A 16,131-nucleotide genomic window follows, 5' to 3' on the forward strand; every position below is an offset into this window, starting at 1 on the left:
CAGGGTCATATCGAATTCACCTCTCCATAGGGAGGCGAAGTGAGATATCTCCCTTGCGGTCGATATGACTTGCCTCTAAAACGAGGGCGCAAGTATAAAAAAAGTGTCAACTAATTTCAGGATGGGACACTGCGGGACAGACTCCTACTTCAGTTTTTCCATTGGATAGATCCTTTGTTGAGGATGGTCTATAGGGCTACCGGCAAAAATGTGTATAACCACATAAAAAATCCTCTACGCTGCTCTTTCTTAATCTATCCTGCTTCACGCAGGCAAAACCCCTATCAAAAAAATCAAAAATAAATTTGCGTAGCTATATAGCTACACGTATATTTGTAGCCAAGTGACTTCGCAACTGGTTCTGGTTGCTGTCACTTGGCTTAGACCGAAACAAAAACAGATGAATTTAAGAAGAGATGTATTCCAAGCTATTGCAGATCCTACGAGAAGGGCGATACTATTTTTGCTGACAACACAATCATTGACAGCGGGGATTATTGCCTCCAACTTTGACACTGCAAGACCAACTGTATCGAAGCACCTGCAAATCCTCACCGAGTGTGAATTGGTGAAGCAAGAGCAACAGGGCCGTGAAATCTACTACCATCTGAATCTCGATAAGATGAAAGAAATCGCAGATTTCATTGAACCTTTCAGAAAGCTGTGGGATGATAGATTTAACAAATTGGAACAGGTAATGAAAAACTACAAACCAAACTAAGCTCCAATATGGAAAAAAAGACAAAAATCACAGCCGAAAACAACAGGCAGGAAATCTTGATAACCAGAACTTTTGATTTGCCAGTAAACCTGCTTTTCAAGGCTTACACGATTCCCGAACTTGTGGAGCAATGGATGGGAAACAGCGTTTTGAAACTGGAAAACAAAGAACATGGGAGCTATCAATTTGAAACCAAAGACCAACAGGGCAATACCCTATTCCGCGCCAACGGCACCATCCATAAGGTAATAGAAAACCAAAACATCACCAGGACTTTTGAAATGGAAAACACACCATTTCCTGTCCAACTTGAATTTTTGGATTTTGAGGCAATTGATGAGGAGAGCAGTAAGCTGACGATGAAAATCATTTTCAAATCAGTAGAAGACAGAGACAATATGCTCAAATTGCCTTTTGCACAGGGGATCAATATGGCCCACAACAAACTTCAAAAAGTAATCAGCCAACTAAAATAAAATGAAAAAGAGAGATAAGATAATATATTGGATAGCTACTATTTGGCTAAGTTTGGGGATGGTTTCGACGGGTATCGTCCAAATAATCGGAATGGAAGAAGAAGTCCAAAAAATGAATGAACTGGGCTATCCTGCCTATTTTCTCACCATAATTGGTGTGTGGAAACTGCTTGGGGTCATAGCGGTACTTGTACCTAGATCTCCTTTAGCCAAAGAATGGGCCTATGCGGGTTTTTTCTTTTTGATGACAGGTGCAATTTTCACACATCTTGCAGTTGGTGATGCGGCAGTAGAATATATTGGTCCTTCCCTACTGCTCGTTTTGACTGTTGTTTCCTGGTATTTCAGACCAGCAGATCGTAAAACCCCAAAGAATTGACCATGAAAATAGAATTGAATCCACAGGTAGATAAATATTTGGTAGATGGCTGCATGCGTTGCAAGTATGGAGGCACTCCCCAATGTAAAGTGCTGAATTGGACAGAAGAATTGGAAAGGCTCCGACAGATCGTCCTAGAAACAGGCTTGAAAGAAGAGGTAAAATGGGGAGTACCGGTATACACACACAAGGGAAAAAACATAGTGACCGTAAATGCCCTGAAAGAATCCGCCAACATAGGTTTTTACAAAGGAGCCATCCTGACTGACAATCATAATATCCTTTCACAGCAAGGGAATATCCAGTCAGCCCGAATTATCAGGTTTACCGATGCCAAGGAAATCAACGATTTAAAAGACATTTTAAGATCCTATATAAAAGAAGCCATAGCCATCGAGGAAAGCGGAAAGAAGGTCGAAACTGTAAAGAATCCCGAGCCTATACCTGAAGAATTATTACAGGTCTTTGAAGATGATCCTGCATTCCAAAAAGCCTTTTATGATTTGACTCCCGGGAGGCAAAGGGGTTACATCATCCATTTTTCACAACCCAAACAAAGCCAAACAAGACTGGGAAGAATTGAAAAGCTTAAACAGCAGATCCTGGATGGAGTGGGCCTACATGATAATTACAAAAGAAATGTATAAACGGATAAAACCCAATCCCTAAATTGATCTGGAATATACGGATCTAATTTGACTATGGCATATTGTTATACTTTAACCATACAGGATTTTTGGGTAAATATAATTTCCCGTCTGAACCGTGGATTAAGCCATCAAGTGACTAAACGACTATCGGCTAAAGACTGATAACCTGAGTTCGACTATTCTCACTTTGTCAACCTGCCTGCCGGCAGGCAGGAACGGTTTTAAATGGTGAGAACTACGAAAAGAAGGTGCGAACTTTTTTATGAAGTAATATTGGGATATTGCGGATTGAAAAAGTGAAGTAGGTTGCCGTGTAAAACCGAATAGTCGGCTCAGTCAATAAAAACGCCGAGTTTACAAAGAAAAAAATCCCGGAAACTATTGCGCAATCAAATAATTGCATTTAAATTAGCAACCATATAGTAGCAAATAAAAAAAGATGAAAACTAGAAGAGATGTATTTCAAGCGATTGCTGACCCGACAAGGCGAGCGATTATCATGTTGCTGACAGTTGGCGCATTGACACCCAATGCCATTGCCGAGCATTTTAATTCCAGCAGACAGGCAGTTTCAAAGCATCTACAAATACTCACAGAGTGTGAAATAGTACAGCAAGAGCAACTCGGAAGGGAAATTCATTATCACTTAAATGCTGATAAAATGAAAGATATTGAAAAATGGTTGCAGCAGTTCAAACAACTGCTTTCCAAGAGATTCAACCAACTCGACGATGTATTGGAACAACTTAAAATAAACAGAAAATGAAAAAAGCAATCTTATTCAACTTCGATGTTGACAAAGCAAACAACCAAATCAAAGTAGAACGGTCTTTCAACGCACCCATCGACTTGGTTTGGGCAGCTTGGACAGAATCCGATATCCTTGACCAATGGTGGGCACCCAAGCCTTGGGTTGCCAAGACAAAATCCATGGATTTTAGGGAAGGCGGGCATTGGCACTATGCAATGGTAGGCCCTGAAAACGAAGAACACTGGGCAAGGGTGGACTACCTTACCATCAATCCTGAAAAACACTTTTCAGCCTATGACGGCTTTGCTGATGCAGACGGAAACCCAAATACAGCTTTGCCAAGAAACAAATGGGAAAACAATTTTACAGAACAAGACCAAGGAACAATGGTCGACATTTTATTATCCTTTCAAACCTTAGATGATCTTGAAAAGGTAATCGAAATGGGCTTCAAAGAAGGGTTTACTGCGGGACTTGAGAACCTGGACCAATACATTGCTTCCCAGTTTTATCTCAGAAAACAAAACAAACCCAACAACAAGCCAAGGGTGTCATCCTATTTAAATTTCCCCGGCAATACGGAAGCAGCATTCAATTTTTACAAAACGGTATTCAAAAGTGATTTCATCAACGGTATACAGCGTTTTGAAGATATTCCTGCAGATCCAAACCAGCCACCTGTTGCAGAGGAAGTCAAAAAAATGGTCTTGCATATAGAACTTCCGATTCTAGGTGGCCATATACTGATGGGAACAGATGCACCAAAGGAATTTGGAATGAGCGTCAATAATGGAAACAACATGCACATCAACCTTGAACCTGAAACAAGAGAAGAAGCAAAACGCCTATTTGATGAATTGTCGGTTGACGGCAACATTGAAATGCCAATCCAAGACATGTTTTGGGGTGCTTATTTTGGAAGCTTTGCTGACAAATATGGCATAAATTGGATGATCCACTTCCAAAACCAATAAGCACATATAAAGAAGAAAAAATCATAAATTGAACAACAATAAATACTAACTACGATGTCATTTCAAGCATATATCGACAACATTCAAAAGAAGACAGGGAAATCACCTGAAGACTTCAAAAAACTGGCAGAGGAAAAAGGGTTTATCCAAAATGGAGAGCTTTCGGTAAAAGCTACCCAAATCACCAATTGGCTGAAAGAAGAATTTGAATTGGGCCATGGGCATGCCATGGCTATCTATGCATCCCTAAAAGGGAAAACAGCATAATAGGATTGACCCCTCATCCATTTAAGCAAACTGGCTATGTGTTGTAATTTATTGATCTTGTTGTTAGGGTAAAACCAATGGTATTTTGAAATTTGTACAGTGTTTTGGATATTCAAGATATGATTATCCGAAATAACACCAGAAGCTAAACTAAACTACTACCGGCTAAAGACCGAAAGGCTTGGTTTCGTCTAAAGGCGACTAAAGTGCATCCGAGACTTAGTGTTCTTTGTGAAAAACTTTGTGATCTTAGTGGTTATAATTTTTACCACTAGGATCACAATGTAAAAACACCAAGTTCACAAAGAAAAAACACTAAAGTCTTCACTTAAAGGCAATGGATTTCCCCCTGGTGTGAGGCATTAAAGGTCTGGTTCTCGCGGATAATCGTTATTTTACGCCTCGGCACACAAGGGTTATTGGCCGATAAGTTATCAATGCTTCTATTGATTTAAAACATATCATTTTGTTTCGTCACTCATTAAAAAAGCGGATAATCATCAATTATTACAAAACCACCATCTGTTGCTGAAAACAACAAAAAGTAGCGGACATACAACTGCAAGTGTTTGGATTTATTTTCTACTTAGCGATGCCCCAAATTACCTTTGGGGTATCGAATTTTAAGAAAAAACCATATGTTAAGTACAAAAATGATTGGCAACAAAATTGCCGAAGCCCGAAAAAAGGAAGGTTTGTCTCAAGCCCAATTTGCAGAACAATTGTTCATTAGTCCCCAAGCAGTCGGAAAGTGGGAACGTGGTGAGTCAATGCCCGACATCACTACTTTTAATCGAATCGCTGATATTCTTGGTGTTGACTTAAATTATTTTTCAGAACGCATTGCTACTGGAAACAAAGGAAATGAGCCCAACAAGCCATCAGCAGAACAAACTACAACCCCCTTATCTGAAAAGGGAAATCTGTCTAGCAACAAGGAAGAAAAAAAGCCCCTTTGGGATATGTCAAGGGGGAATTGGGTAGATGCTGATTTTTCGGGATTGAAAAACCTTCAAGATAAGTTCAGCGCTTCCAATATGCAACGTTGTAAATTCATAGGTTCTGAATTGTCCGGGATTCAACTTAAAGCCAACAATATCGAGGGATGTGACTTCTCAAATTCTGAGATACAAGAAAGTCACATTCAAAACTCCCATTTGATGAACAACGAATTCAATCGCTGCTCGCTACAAAAATCGGAATTCTCAGGGAACTACATCAAAGGCTGTGATTTCTCGGAAGCCAATCTAGCTGACGTAAAGCTAAAGTCATGTTCCCTAATAAGGAATCACGTTGAAGGCGCAGTCTGGCTCCGTACTTCATTTGTAGAAATGCAGATTGAAGACATTATCTTTGATGGAACGATAGACAACTGCTACTTCGACAACTGCAGCTTCAAAAAAGTAACTTTCCAAAATGCTAAGCTTATCAATACCTTCTTTAAAGGCAGGAAATTAAAAGGAATTCAATTTATCGACTGTCAAGCGGATAAGATGACATATGAATTCCTTAAAAATGGAAAGGCAAGTTTAGATGGACTCACCATATTAAATCCATGAAAATGATTTATGTTTTTAAAACTTCAGTAAAATACCAAAAGGATATCATTCGACTGAAGCCCTACCTCTCAGAGCTGATTGGTGAAGTGGGTTGGAACTTTGATCTTGAAGACTGCGACAATATCCTAAGGGTAGAAAGTCCAAAAGAAATCAAATCCAAGATCATCAACTTACTGGCAGTCCTTGGTTTTGATTGCGAAGAATTGCCGGATTGATTCTAAACAGAAAAGAAAATGAATATCATAACACACCAGATAAACGACACAAAAATTGCAGAAGTACTTTCGGAAGAAGTCATCATAAACAATACCGAGGATGGATTAGACTTATTGGGAAATCTCTATTACCAAGGTTTTGACAGGATTATTGTCCACCAAAAAGACATCAATGCCAATTTCTTCGACCTAAAGACAGGGATTGCCGGAGAGATCCTCCAGAAGTTTTCGACTTACCGCGTCCGTCTGACAATAGTTGGGGACTTCTCCCCATACACCAGCAAAAGCTTGAAAGACTTTATCTTTGAAAGCAACAAAGGCAATCATGTCAACTTTGCAAGTTCCTTGGAAAATGCCATCAAAAACACTTCCAGATAACCAAATGAATGACAACGACACAAAACGTATCCCTAGGCTGATTGCAATACTTACACAGTTGCAAACAAAAAGACTTTTGACTGCCAAATCACTTGCTGACAAGTTCAAGGTAAGTGCCCGTACCATCTATCGGGACATCAAAGCTTTGGAGCAGGCGGGTGTCCCTATTTTTACGGAAGAAGGCAAAGGTTATTCATTGATGGAAGATTACCGACTCCCTCCTGTCATGCTTACAGAGGGTGAGGCGAGTGCATTGATTACAGCAGAACAATTGGTCCTGAAAAACAAAGACACCTCTTTCATCAAAGAATATACAGAAGCCATCACAAAAATCAAATCCGTATTAAGACACCATACAAATGACAAAGTAAACCTGCTTGCCGAGAGGATACATTTTAGACAAAACAACAATGATGAAAAAACAAGCAACTATCTATCTGACTTGCAATATGCGTTGACAAATTTCTACCTGATAGAAATAATCTATACAGATGAGGCCAAGACAAAAACGCAGAGGAAGATTGAACCATTTGCGTTATATAGCACACAGGACAATTGGCTACTCATTGCTTATTGTAAATTGCGGAAAGATTTCAGGGTATTTCGGTTGGACAGAATACAAAGCCTGACAATACTCTCTGATAAGTTTGAACCACACAAGATGACCTTGAAGGAATATTTTGAGATTTGTACGGAAAAATATTCTCCAACACCCTTGCCATAGGGCTGTCACAGGGGTATCATAATTTTGTAGTTCATCTATAAAAAAACAAAAAATGAGCAAAGTGAAAATTGAGGCCTTCAAGGTCATTGGCATTTCGGTAAGGACGACCAATGAGAATAACCAATCAGCTGTGGATATTCCTAATCTATGGAAGAAGTTTATGGAAGAAGGCTTTTTGGAAAAAATCCTCAACAAAATAGACAATGCGATTTATTGTCTATATACAGAATATGAAAAAGACCATACCCTACCCTACACGACCATATTAGGCTGCAAGGTAACTTCAACCGAAAATGTACCAGAAGGAATGGTAAGTAAAAATATCGAAGGAACTACCTATGAAAAATTCACTGTAACGGGAAGCCTTCAGGACAACATTGTCTATAATGAATGGCTGAAAATCTGGAATTCAGAGTTGTCTCGCCAATTCTCGACTGATTTCGAAGTATATGGCCCCAAAGCCCAAAATCCTGCAAATGCAGAAGTTGATATCTTGATAGCCGTAAAATAAAAACCATAGTTCAAGAACTTCATAAATACTACCTGGCAAAAGAAGAGCCCAACAAAAGCTGTATGCTTGCCCTCCGAAGTATTATTCTGGACCAAGACAAAGACATCTCAGAAACACAGAAGTGGGGAATGCCCTGCTTCTGTTACAAAAAGAAGATGTTTTGTTACCTCTGGACTGATAAAAAGACTGACGAACCTTACATCCTTATGGTAGAAGGAAAACATCTTGACCACCCTCAATTGGAGGAAGGAGACCGCAAAAGGATGAAGATTTTTAGAGTAAACCCTAACATAGATTTACCGATCGTTGAGATAAAATGTATATTGCAACAAGCATTGGATTTGTACAAAGAAGGTGTGGTTAAAGTCTAGCAACAGTCCTATAAAAAGACATTGTAACAGCCATGACTTTCCCCAAACCCAGTTTTACAATTGGTAAAGACATTATAGATAAGCTGTTTGTAAGCATCAGGTCAGAATCAACAAATATGAAAAAAAACTCAAAAATCACCCTCTGTTTGGCATGTTTATGCCTGCAGCTCACAAATGTGCTCGCCCAAGAAATCCAAAGGGTTGAAATTGCGCACGACAAGTTAAATGAGTTTGTGAATCTAAGGGATTTTTGTATTTCATCTGCCAACGACGAGATCTATTTTACCATACAAAGCCCTTTCCAAGAAATCTCTCAAATTGCTTATATGAAGAAAACCAATGGAGAATGGACTTCTCCTGAGCTGATGGCTTTCTCAAATAAATTTTCTGATTTGGAGCCTTTTCTTTCACCCGATCAGACAAAGTTATACTTTGCCTCCAACAGGCCACTAAATGACACCTCAAATACAGAAAAAGATTATGACATTTGGTATATCGAAAGGGCTGATAAACAATCACCTTGGTCTATCCCCATCAATCTGGGAGAACCTATCAATACTGGACAAGACGAATTTTATCCTTCGGTATCAAAAAATGGCAATCTCTACTTTACATTGGATTCCCCATCCGGAATGGGAAAAGATGACATCTATTTTAGCGAGTTCAAAGATGGGATTTACCTTCAACCGCACTTGTTAGACTCGGCAATCAATAGTCCCGGGTACGAATTCAATGCTTTTGTCTCCAAAAACGAAGACTTTTTGATCTTTACAAAATACAACAGTGAAGATGGGTTTGGCAGTGGGGATCTATATATTTCGACGAAGGATATAAACAACAACTGGACGCAAGCCGAAAATTTGGGTAGTGGGATCAATACGAAATTTATGGAATACTGCCCTTTTTATGATGAGGAAAATGAAATATTGTACTTCACAAGCCGTCGAAACAACATAGAAAAAAGAACTTTTGAAAACTTCGAATCACTAAAAAGCTATCTCACAGAAAGCGAAAATGGCCTTAGCAAAATATATAAGGTGAAGTATAAAGTGAATAAGCCCGAAAGATGAAAGAGAATTCGCTTTTAACAAAAAACCTCAATAATCAGGTATCAGCATTGTAATCTACTTTTTTTCCGCTTGAATTATTGGAATATTATTTCTTCATGGACTGTAACATTTTGCCTATTCAGGCATTATCTACACATGAATGAATTCAAATCCAGATTTTGGCCACAATTGGTTGTGGTCTATACCCGGTTTCTATTGGGAGGTGGTTTTGTTTTTGCAAGCATCATCAAGATCAAAGGCAAAAGATTCACTACTATCGGCCATGAAGATGCCTCTTTTGGGACAGCCATGCATTTCTTTGAAACGATGTTTCAGACGGGTATCTATTGGCAGTTTTTAGGTTGGGCACAATTGCTGGCCGGACTATTGCTGATGACACAGCGATTTGCAAAACTTGGATTAGCTCTCTTTATACCAATCATAGTAAATATCTATATAATTACCATTTCAATGGATTTTGGCTATACATCTGTCATCACCGGAATGATGCTGATCACTGGTTTGGGCCTATTGATTTGGCATTGGGAAGAACTTCGCATTTTGATTAACCTACCATATAACGAAACGCCAAAGCACCGTTTGGAAAATGAAAAGTTATGGGTAGGTACAGGGGGACTTATGTTTCTGTTTACAGTTATCTACAGAATCTTATATGATAGTTATGACCCCATTTTTTGGTTTGGGGTTTGTTTTCTGATTGGTCTGGCAGCACTTCTCATCCGGATAAGCATGAAGCGCTATCATCGGTTACAAAAATAAAACCTAGTCTACTAACCTGAGTTCGATTGTCCTGAAAGTCAGGTTCACCCTTGGACGCCTGATTAGCTTCGATGGTGGAAGACGATGCAACCAGTGGGTCTGTGTTTTATCTTTCATGACCAGAAGACTGCCATGTCCCAATACGAGGGAGATTACTTCTTTGGTCTCTTTGTGTTTAAAGGCGAATTTACGCTCAGCACCAAAACTCAATGACCCAATGGCTCCATCCTTTTTCAGGTCCTTTTCCCCGTCACTGTGCCAAGCCATCCCCTCTTCACCACTGTGATACAAGTTCAGCAAACAGGAATTAAAAGTTTCTCCGGTTGCTTTTTCAATCACATCCTTTAATTGCAGCAACTCACCAGTCCATGGAAGTGCATTTTTGGTGACGTTCGAATAGGTATATTCAAAAGGCTTATCTCCATACCAAGCCACTTTTCGTTTGGTCATGATTTTCTTTCCAAAAATAACCGCTTCGTCATTGCGCCAAGCTATGGAGTCCAAAAGAGCATTAAAGTAACGGTTGGCTTCCTGGGCTGGAAATATGACGCCATAATAGTTTACTGTCCCATCTTTAGGTAACAAATTCTTCGATTTGCCAAAGTGATTGTCAAATAAATCCATCCTTTCATTTTTGATATTTACGCCCAAAATATCCGCACGGTATGTAATCATTTTGGACAGCTTGCCCTATTATACAATAAGTACAGCCCAAAAGTTACTGAATTTCCAAATTTAAAAATTTTGCCTTATTTTCTTAAGTAGCAAACCACGGGATTTTATTTCCTGAAAACATTACTTATCTTAATACCCTAACTACGATATTCTTTACCTACTTATTAACCCCAATATACAATTATGAAAAGATCAATACTTTGCCTCCTCGGAACGTTTCTCAGCATGCTTGTACATGGCCAAGAAATATCAGACCAGGTATTTATCACAAAGATTCTAGATGCCAACACCGAGAGATTTTCTAAAGCAGCAAGGGAAATATGGGAAAATCCTGAATTGGGTTTTTTGGAATATACAAGTTCCAAGATCCTTGTTGACGAATTGACCACCTCTGGATTTGATGTTGAGACTGACATTGCAGGTATGCCTACAGCTTTTGTAGCCACATACAGCACAGGAGAAGGACCAGTCATTGGTTTTTTGGCTGAATATGATGCATTGCCGGGCATGTCCCAAGATGCTGTACCATACAGATCCGTGATCGTGGAAGGGGGAAGCGGCCATGGCTGTGGACACAATCTTTTTGGGACGGCTGTAGTAGCATCCGGCACAGCATTAAAAGAATGGATCGATGCCAATAATATCAAAGCAACCATAAAAATCTTTGGCACTCCGGCGGAGGAAAGTGGTGGTGGAAAAGTATATATGGCACGTGACGGCATATTCAATGGTGTCGATGCTGTAATCAACTGGCACCCCTCAGATAGAAATGCCGCAAATGCTGCAAGCTGCAATGCTGTCATTGGAGGCAGGTTCAAATTCCATGGTGAAACAGCTCATGCAGCAGCTTCTCCCCAGAGGGGAAGGTCTGCTTTGGACGCAGTGGAAGCCATGAATATGATGGTCAACATGATGAGAGAACACGTAGACCAAGAGAGTAGAATCCATTATATAATCAGTAGCGGAGGCTTGGCACCGAATGTGGTTCCAGACTATGCCGAGGTGCAATATATGATCAGGCATCCAGACATTGTGGAACTTAAAGATATGTGGGAAAGAATCGGTAAAGCGGCTGAAGGAGCCGCCATGGGCACTGGTACAAGGGTAGATATTGAATTGGCCTCTGGCCTGTATGGTTTACTTCCCAATGAAACCTTGGCAAAGGTGATGCATAAGAACCTCTCTTTATTGGGAGGGGTTGAATATGATGAGGAAGAAATGGAGTTTGGCAGAGAAATCCAAAAAACCTATAATTCCAAAAACATCCCGCCTTTGGAATCTGCTAAAAAAGTACAACCCTATCAGCTGACCTTCTTTCCGGCATCTACAGATGTAGGTGATGTAAGCTATGTAGTCCCAACCGTAGGTTTGGGTACTGCCACTTGGGTACCGGGTACAGCAGCCCATACATGGCAAGCCGTAGCGGCAGACGGGATGAGCATTGGATTCAAAGGTATGATGTTGGCAGCTAAGACTATGGCTTTGACCGGTAAGGAATTGATATTAAACCCATTGCTGATCAAAGAAGCGACAAATGAATTCAAGGAACGGCTTGGGGATTTGAAGTATGAAGCCCTTGTGGGAGACAAGAAAGTCCCTCTCGACTACAATGTCAAAAACTAATATGCATAGCAAATAGATGAAAGAACAAACCCCATTGGTTGACAAAGAATACTTACTAGAAAAATTTCAAGGTAAGGGAGGCTGGACTTTTGCAAGAATCCCAGAAATCCCCCCAAGCAAGAACTCACATTTTGGTTGGGTTAGGGTCAGGGGAAAGATTGACAGTTTTGAGTTTGGCAGCTATAATCTCCAACCAATGGGCAATGGCATGCTGTTTTTGCCCGTCAAGGCAGAGATCAGAAAGAAAATAAATAAAAAAGCAGGAGATATTGTCCACATCATCTTATATGCAGACAACCTGCCTTCTGAAATACCCGAAGAGCTCAAACTCTGTCTCTTAGAGGAACCGAACGCATATGAAACCTTTTTAAGTTTTACGAATGGAGAACAAAAGTCCATGATAGAATGGATATACTCTGCAAAAACCGATAAAACGAAAGTAGAACGGATAGTAAGGACGCTAGATAAAATCACAAGCAGAATTAAAAGGGGAATTATAGAGACTGATTCCCCTTGACTAAATCAGTCAGTGAATTTTAAAACTTGATTTCCTGAAAACAATCCCCTCCGTTTTCTTTCAATGTTTCATCTTCCAGTCACTTTTCAGCCAGTGGATTCTCTCTCAATAAGGCTTCCCATTAGCTCCGTTTGGATAATAGCATCTTTCTCCGCTTTTCCATTCAGCTGCTTCAATAAGCTTTCCATCAGCTTGTCGGCTATAGATTCTACCGGTTGGGACAATGCGGATATTGTCGGGGTGTAGAGTTCGAAAAGTTCGTCATCATCAAAACTTAGAACTGCCATGTCCCCGGGTATTGATATCTTGTTATTTTTCAAAACCTTAAGACCTGCCTTTGTCAAATAGTTGGTCGAAAACACCATTCCGTCCAACCCAGGGTTGGCATCAAGAAAAGATTGGATCTCCTCTACGGCCGACTTCTCCTTTACACCAAAAAATGGTATTTCCTTGACCAACCTGGGGGCTCCATGTTGACGAACAGCTTTTTCATATCCACTAAGCCTGCCCATCATCTGGCTTTGTTTGGAGTCTGTAGTGATAAACGCAACATTCCGGCAACCTTTCCCAAACACAGAATTGACGGATTTGAACATACTTTCCATATTGTCAATCACCACATGACTTACCTCTATATCTTCAAAATACCGGTCAAACAATACGACTGGAATCTTCTCTTCAATGAGTGTTTTCACCTCTTCTTCAAAACCTACCGGTGGGGTAATTATAAACCCATCAACCTGTCTATCCTTAAAAAGCGTCAACAACTCCCTACTCCTTTCTGTATCATTCTCAGTGCTGCAAAATATCAATTTGTATCCATTTTTATACGCCTTCTCTTCCATCAGCCTGGCTATACTGGAAAAAAACCGATCTGAGATATCCTCAACCATAAAGACTATGATGTTGGTTTTCCCTGTCCGAAGCCCCTTGGCAAGTAGATTTGGCTTGTAGCCTATCTCTTTGATATACTTTTCCACTTTTTCGATCACCGCCGTACTTACATTATTTTTGGCCTTCTTGTTGATGACAAATGAAACTGTAGTTGTGGATACGCCTGTTGCCTTGGCAATATCGGCTATTGATATTTTCTTCTTTTTCATCTTTAGCAACTTATATATTCATACGATTTCCGCAATATATAATTTGTTTTAATTACTTCATTGCCCAAAAGGCTTAATCCAACAGTCTTTTTCCTTCAATCTAGTTTTTGATTGTAAACCAAGCACTTCAGGTTTCATATCGTAGTACCATCAGCCATTTCCGACCACCTTGCGCAGCCTCCACCTGAGCCCAAGGATACTCAAAGACAAAAACACCAAAGCTATTGCCAATAATCCACCAATCGACGGCCAAAGCACATCCCATCCCGCTCCGTATACTGTGACATTCCTATAGCCTTCCAGAAAATGTGTCAGGGGAATACAGGATGCAACAGCCTGTATCCATTGGGGCATTTCGCTTAGGGGCCAGGTAAAACCACTCAACACAAAACTTGGAGTCGCTATGACCATCAGAATTTCTGTCGCTTTCAATTGGCTTGGAATCAAAATACTAACGAAAATCCCCAAAAATGTAACTGCAGCGATAAACACCGCAACCAATACCGCCAACTGGAGCCATGTCCCCTGGATGAAAACCTGAAAATAGGCGTACATCCCTCCCATCATTGCCAATACAATCCCGCCAAGTAACCAAAAGAACAGGGATTTGATCCCGATTGCATTGAATACATTTCCTGATTCAGATACAAATCCCCCCAAAGTACCTTCTTCGGTCTCTCGGGCAAAACTCAGGGCCATCGCCAGCAAGAACACCTGCTGAAGGATCGTAGCCAACATCCCTGGCCATAAAAAGCTGAGGTAGTTTGCCGATGGATTGAACTTTCTCTCATAGTTGACTTTGAATGGCTCATATTGAAGCATCGCCATGTCTGCGGACATGCCCTTCTTGAGCAAAGACTGAATCTCAATCCCAGCACTGAGTGTACCCAACACCACCTGAATTCCTCGGGAGGCGTAGTTCGCAGTCAGGATATTGGCAGTGTTTACTTCTACCACTATCTCGGGACCAGACTGCCTGTAGATCCCTTTCTCAAAACCTTCCGGTATCCATACCAAGGCATGGATCCCCCCTTCTGTAAATGCATTTCTACTTTCCACCCCCTGAGTGAGCACTTTAGACACTCTCAGGTTCTCCTGATCATCCAAGGATTCGATAATCCTATCCGACAAAATGCTGTTATCTTCATCCACCACCCATATGGGTAGGTTTTCGGGCTTGGCTTTTTGATACACAAACCCAAACAACAATCCATACGCCAATGGCGCCCCAAAGAATATGGCGAGGACTACTGAGTTGGATCTCAATAAGCTCAGCTCTCTTTTCATCAAACCCAAAAATCTATTTTGCATTTTCAATCTCTTTTATAAGCACCCGGCTTCCTGAAAGCCACTTCTTTGAATCCAGTTTTCCCTGAGGCTCCAGCTTCAGTTCATATTGGCTTTGGTCATGATCCCATCCGGGATAATTGGTTGTTTTATCTGCATACCTGGTCAGCTGCTTGATCGATGCTACCCGCACAGACACTTCCTGTCCAGCCAACACTCCCATAGCTTGCAGTTCCCTCCCTATCCGAAAATCCCCAACCATGGTCTCCGGGATAGTCAGTCTGAGATATACCTTTTCATTGTCAAACCCTGTAAACATCGGATAACCAGCCATTGCAAGTTCACCTTCATTGACGGCAATGGTCTCTACCCTAAATGCCTTTGGTGCGGTGACGTACCTTTCTGCCCATGCCACATTGGCTTCATCCCTAGCTCCTTTTGCTCGTTCGTATTGTCCCAATGCCATTTGCACCTGTTCATTTCTGACTCCTTTTTTCACCTCCTCCAATTTGGCTTGGGCTGCATCATACTGGGCTTTGGCTCCTTTGTATTTGGCAGTCACCTCTTCGAATTGTTGGCTCGAAATCAGGGAATCGCTGTACATTGATTGCATTCTCCTGTGGGATTTTTCCGCAAACAGGTACTGCTCTTCATATCCTTCCAAGTTAGCTACAGCCTGCCTGAGCTGCTCATGTGTAGCCCCGTTAAGTGCCATCCTGTATTGGGCCTCTGCAGAGACCAGTGCACCCTCAGCCTGTGAGAGCTTCGCTTTGACTTCAGGAAAATCCAAAACCGCCAAAGTATCCCCTACACCAACTTCCTGCCCTTCTTGGACGTACATCCTCTCCACCCTGCCGGGATATTTGGTCACGACAGTGACGGTCTCTCTTTTCACTCGTCCCTCCAAGATCTCTTCCTGAGGAGACGTACATGCGACAAACCCCAACAACAAGAGGTAAATGCCTGATTTTTGATATATACTTTGCATAATATTTTTCTTTTAAGTCTTTATAAATGAATATGTGAGTATTCGCAATGTTGCACCTTGGGTAAGAAGTGGCTTTATAAGTTGCGGATACCCGTCAACAGCTTGCGCGACTGTGGCGTAGTTGAGAATTATC

At 40.9% G+C, this 16,131-nt stretch carries 21 protein-coding genes; 17 read left to right on the forward strand and 4 right to left on the reverse strand.

Features of this window, described 5'->3' with window-relative positions; genetic code table 11:
* Window positions 1-400 precede the first annotated feature (400 nt).
* The 15 genes from ACFSKL_RS18550 to ACFSKL_RS18620 all read left to right on the forward strand — a co-directional run bounded on the left by ACFSKL_RS18550 (window position 401) and on the right by ACFSKL_RS18620 (window position 9,805).
* Entirely contained in the window at window positions 401-721 is a 321-nt protein-coding gene (locus ACFSKL_RS18550) for an ArsR/SmtB family transcription factor (RefSeq protein WP_376888221.1), read from the forward strand.
* Window positions 722-729: 8 nt separating this feature from the next.
* A complete protein-coding gene (locus ACFSKL_RS18555) occupies window positions 730-1,197 on the forward strand; it encodes an SRPBCC family protein (RefSeq protein ID WP_376888223.1) in 468 nt (155 codons plus the stop codon).
* A gap of 1 nt (window position 1,198) precedes the next feature.
* The gene (locus tag ACFSKL_RS18560) at window positions 1,199-1,576 is read left to right on the forward strand and encodes a DoxX family protein (protein ID WP_376888225.1); all 378 of its coding nucleotides are present in this window, start codon (window positions 1,199-1,201) and stop codon (window positions 1,574-1,576) included.
* A gap of 2 nt (window positions 1,577-1,578) precedes the next feature.
* The gene (locus ACFSKL_RS18565; RefSeq protein WP_376888226.1) at window positions 1,579-2,223 is read left to right on the forward strand and encodes a YdeI/OmpD-associated family protein; all 645 of its coding nucleotides are present in this window, start codon (window positions 1,579-1,581) and stop codon (window positions 2,221-2,223) included.
* Window positions 2,224-2,665: 442 nt separating this feature from the next.
* On the forward strand, window positions 2,666-2,992 hold the full coding sequence (locus tag ACFSKL_RS18570; protein WP_376888228.1) for an ArsR/SmtB family transcription factor: 327 nt from the start codon (window positions 2,666-2,668) through the stop codon (window positions 2,990-2,992).
* Complete coding sequence (locus tag ACFSKL_RS18575; protein ID WP_376888229.1) at window positions 2,989-3,951, forward strand: SRPBCC domain-containing protein; 963 nt, start codon at window positions 2,989-2,991, stop codon at window positions 3,949-3,951. The genes ACFSKL_RS18570 and ACFSKL_RS18575 overlap by 4 nt, the downstream gene beginning before the upstream one ends.
* A 54-nt stretch (window positions 3,952-4,005) precedes the next feature.
* Window positions 4,006-4,218 (forward strand): DUF4287 domain-containing protein, encoded by a 213-nt coding sequence (locus ACFSKL_RS18580; RefSeq protein ID WP_376888230.1) that lies wholly within the window; start codon window positions 4,006-4,008, stop codon window positions 4,216-4,218.
* A 638-nt stretch (window positions 4,219-4,856) separates the two neighbouring features.
* Complete coding sequence (locus tag ACFSKL_RS18585) at window positions 4,857-5,777, forward strand: helix-turn-helix domain-containing protein (protein WP_376888231.1); 921 nt, start codon at window positions 4,857-4,859, stop codon at window positions 5,775-5,777.
* Window positions 5,774-5,992, forward strand: a complete 219-nt coding sequence (locus tag ACFSKL_RS18590) for a hypothetical protein (protein ID WP_376888232.1) — start codon at window positions 5,774-5,776, stop codon at window positions 5,990-5,992. Before ACFSKL_RS18585 ends, ACFSKL_RS18590 begins: the two co-directional genes overlap by 4 nt.
* An 18-nt stretch (window positions 5,993-6,010) precedes the next feature.
* Entirely contained in the window at window positions 6,011-6,370 is a 360-nt protein-coding gene (locus ACFSKL_RS18595; RefSeq protein WP_376888233.1) for a DUF4180 domain-containing protein, read from the forward strand.
* A gap of 4 nt (window positions 6,371-6,374) precedes the next feature.
* Window positions 6,375-7,094 carry a helix-turn-helix transcriptional regulator gene (locus ACFSKL_RS18600; RefSeq protein WP_376888441.1) on the forward strand — a complete coding sequence of 240 codons (720 nt, stop codon included), beginning with the start codon at window positions 6,375-6,377 and terminating at the stop codon, window positions 7,092-7,094.
* 52 nt (window positions 7,095-7,146) lie between these two features.
* Window positions 7,147-7,605, forward strand: coding sequence for a GyrI-like domain-containing protein (locus ACFSKL_RS18605; RefSeq protein ID WP_376888235.1), 459 nt, complete (start codon window positions 7,147-7,149; stop codon window positions 7,603-7,605).
* 62 nt (window positions 7,606-7,667) lie between these two features.
* Window positions 7,668-7,976: a DUF1801 domain-containing protein gene (locus ACFSKL_RS18610; protein ID WP_376888237.1), complete on the forward strand. Its 309-nt coding sequence runs from the start codon at window positions 7,668-7,670 to the stop codon at window positions 7,974-7,976.
* Window positions 7,977-8,092: 116 nt separating this feature from the next.
* Complete coding sequence (locus ACFSKL_RS18615; RefSeq protein WP_376888239.1) at window positions 8,093-9,046, forward strand: TolB-like translocation protein; 954 nt, start codon at window positions 8,093-8,095, stop codon at window positions 9,044-9,046.
* Between the two features lie 135 nt (window positions 9,047-9,181).
* The gene (locus ACFSKL_RS18620) at window positions 9,182-9,805 is read left to right on the forward strand and encodes a hypothetical protein (RefSeq protein ID WP_376888241.1); all 624 of its coding nucleotides are present in this window, start codon (window positions 9,182-9,184) and stop codon (window positions 9,803-9,805) included.
* Between the two features lie 3 nt (window positions 9,806-9,808).
* Here the strand turns inward: ACFSKL_RS18620 and ACFSKL_RS18625 are convergent, their stop codons facing one another.
* Entirely contained in the window at window positions 9,809-10,480 is a 672-nt protein-coding gene (locus tag ACFSKL_RS18625) for an alpha-ketoglutarate-dependent dioxygenase AlkB family protein (RefSeq protein ID WP_376888243.1), read from the reverse strand.
* Between the two features lie 183 nt (window positions 10,481-10,663).
* Between ACFSKL_RS18625 and ACFSKL_RS18630 the strand changes: the two genes are divergently transcribed.
* Window positions 10,664-12,103 (forward strand): amidohydrolase, encoded by a 1,440-nt coding sequence (locus ACFSKL_RS18630; RefSeq protein WP_376888244.1) that lies wholly within the window; start codon window positions 10,664-10,666, stop codon window positions 12,101-12,103.
* Window positions 12,104-12,119: 16 nt separating this feature from the next.
* Window positions 12,120-12,620: a YdeI/OmpD-associated family protein gene (locus ACFSKL_RS18635; protein WP_376888246.1), complete on the forward strand. Its 501-nt coding sequence runs from the start codon at window positions 12,120-12,122 to the stop codon at window positions 12,618-12,620.
* Between the two features lie 86 nt (window positions 12,621-12,706).
* On the opposite strand, the gene ACFSKL_RS18640 is transcribed toward ACFSKL_RS18635, so the two are convergent.
* The 3 genes from ACFSKL_RS18640 to ACFSKL_RS18650 form a co-directional block, all read right to left on the reverse strand.
* Window positions 12,707-13,723, reverse strand: a complete 1,017-nt coding sequence (locus ACFSKL_RS18640) for a LacI family DNA-binding transcriptional regulator (protein WP_376888247.1) — start codon at window positions 13,721-13,723, stop codon at window positions 12,707-12,709.
* Window positions 13,724-13,873: 150 nt separating this feature from the next.
* The gene (locus ACFSKL_RS18645) at window positions 13,874-15,034 is read right to left on the reverse strand and encodes an ABC transporter permease (protein ID WP_376888248.1); all 1,161 of its coding nucleotides are present in this window, start codon (window positions 15,032-15,034) and stop codon (window positions 13,874-13,876) included.
* Window positions 15,024-15,998: an HlyD family secretion protein gene (locus ACFSKL_RS18650; RefSeq protein WP_376888249.1), complete on the reverse strand. Its 975-nt coding sequence runs from the start codon at window positions 15,996-15,998 to the stop codon at window positions 15,024-15,026. Before ACFSKL_RS18650 ends, ACFSKL_RS18645 begins: the two co-directional genes overlap by 11 nt.
* Window positions 15,999-16,131 lie beyond the last annotated feature (133 nt).

The sequence above is a fragment of the Belliella marina genome, assembly GCF_042682445.1.
GTDB lineage: Bacteria > Bacteroidota > Bacteroidia > Cytophagales > Cyclobacteriaceae > Belliella > Belliella marina.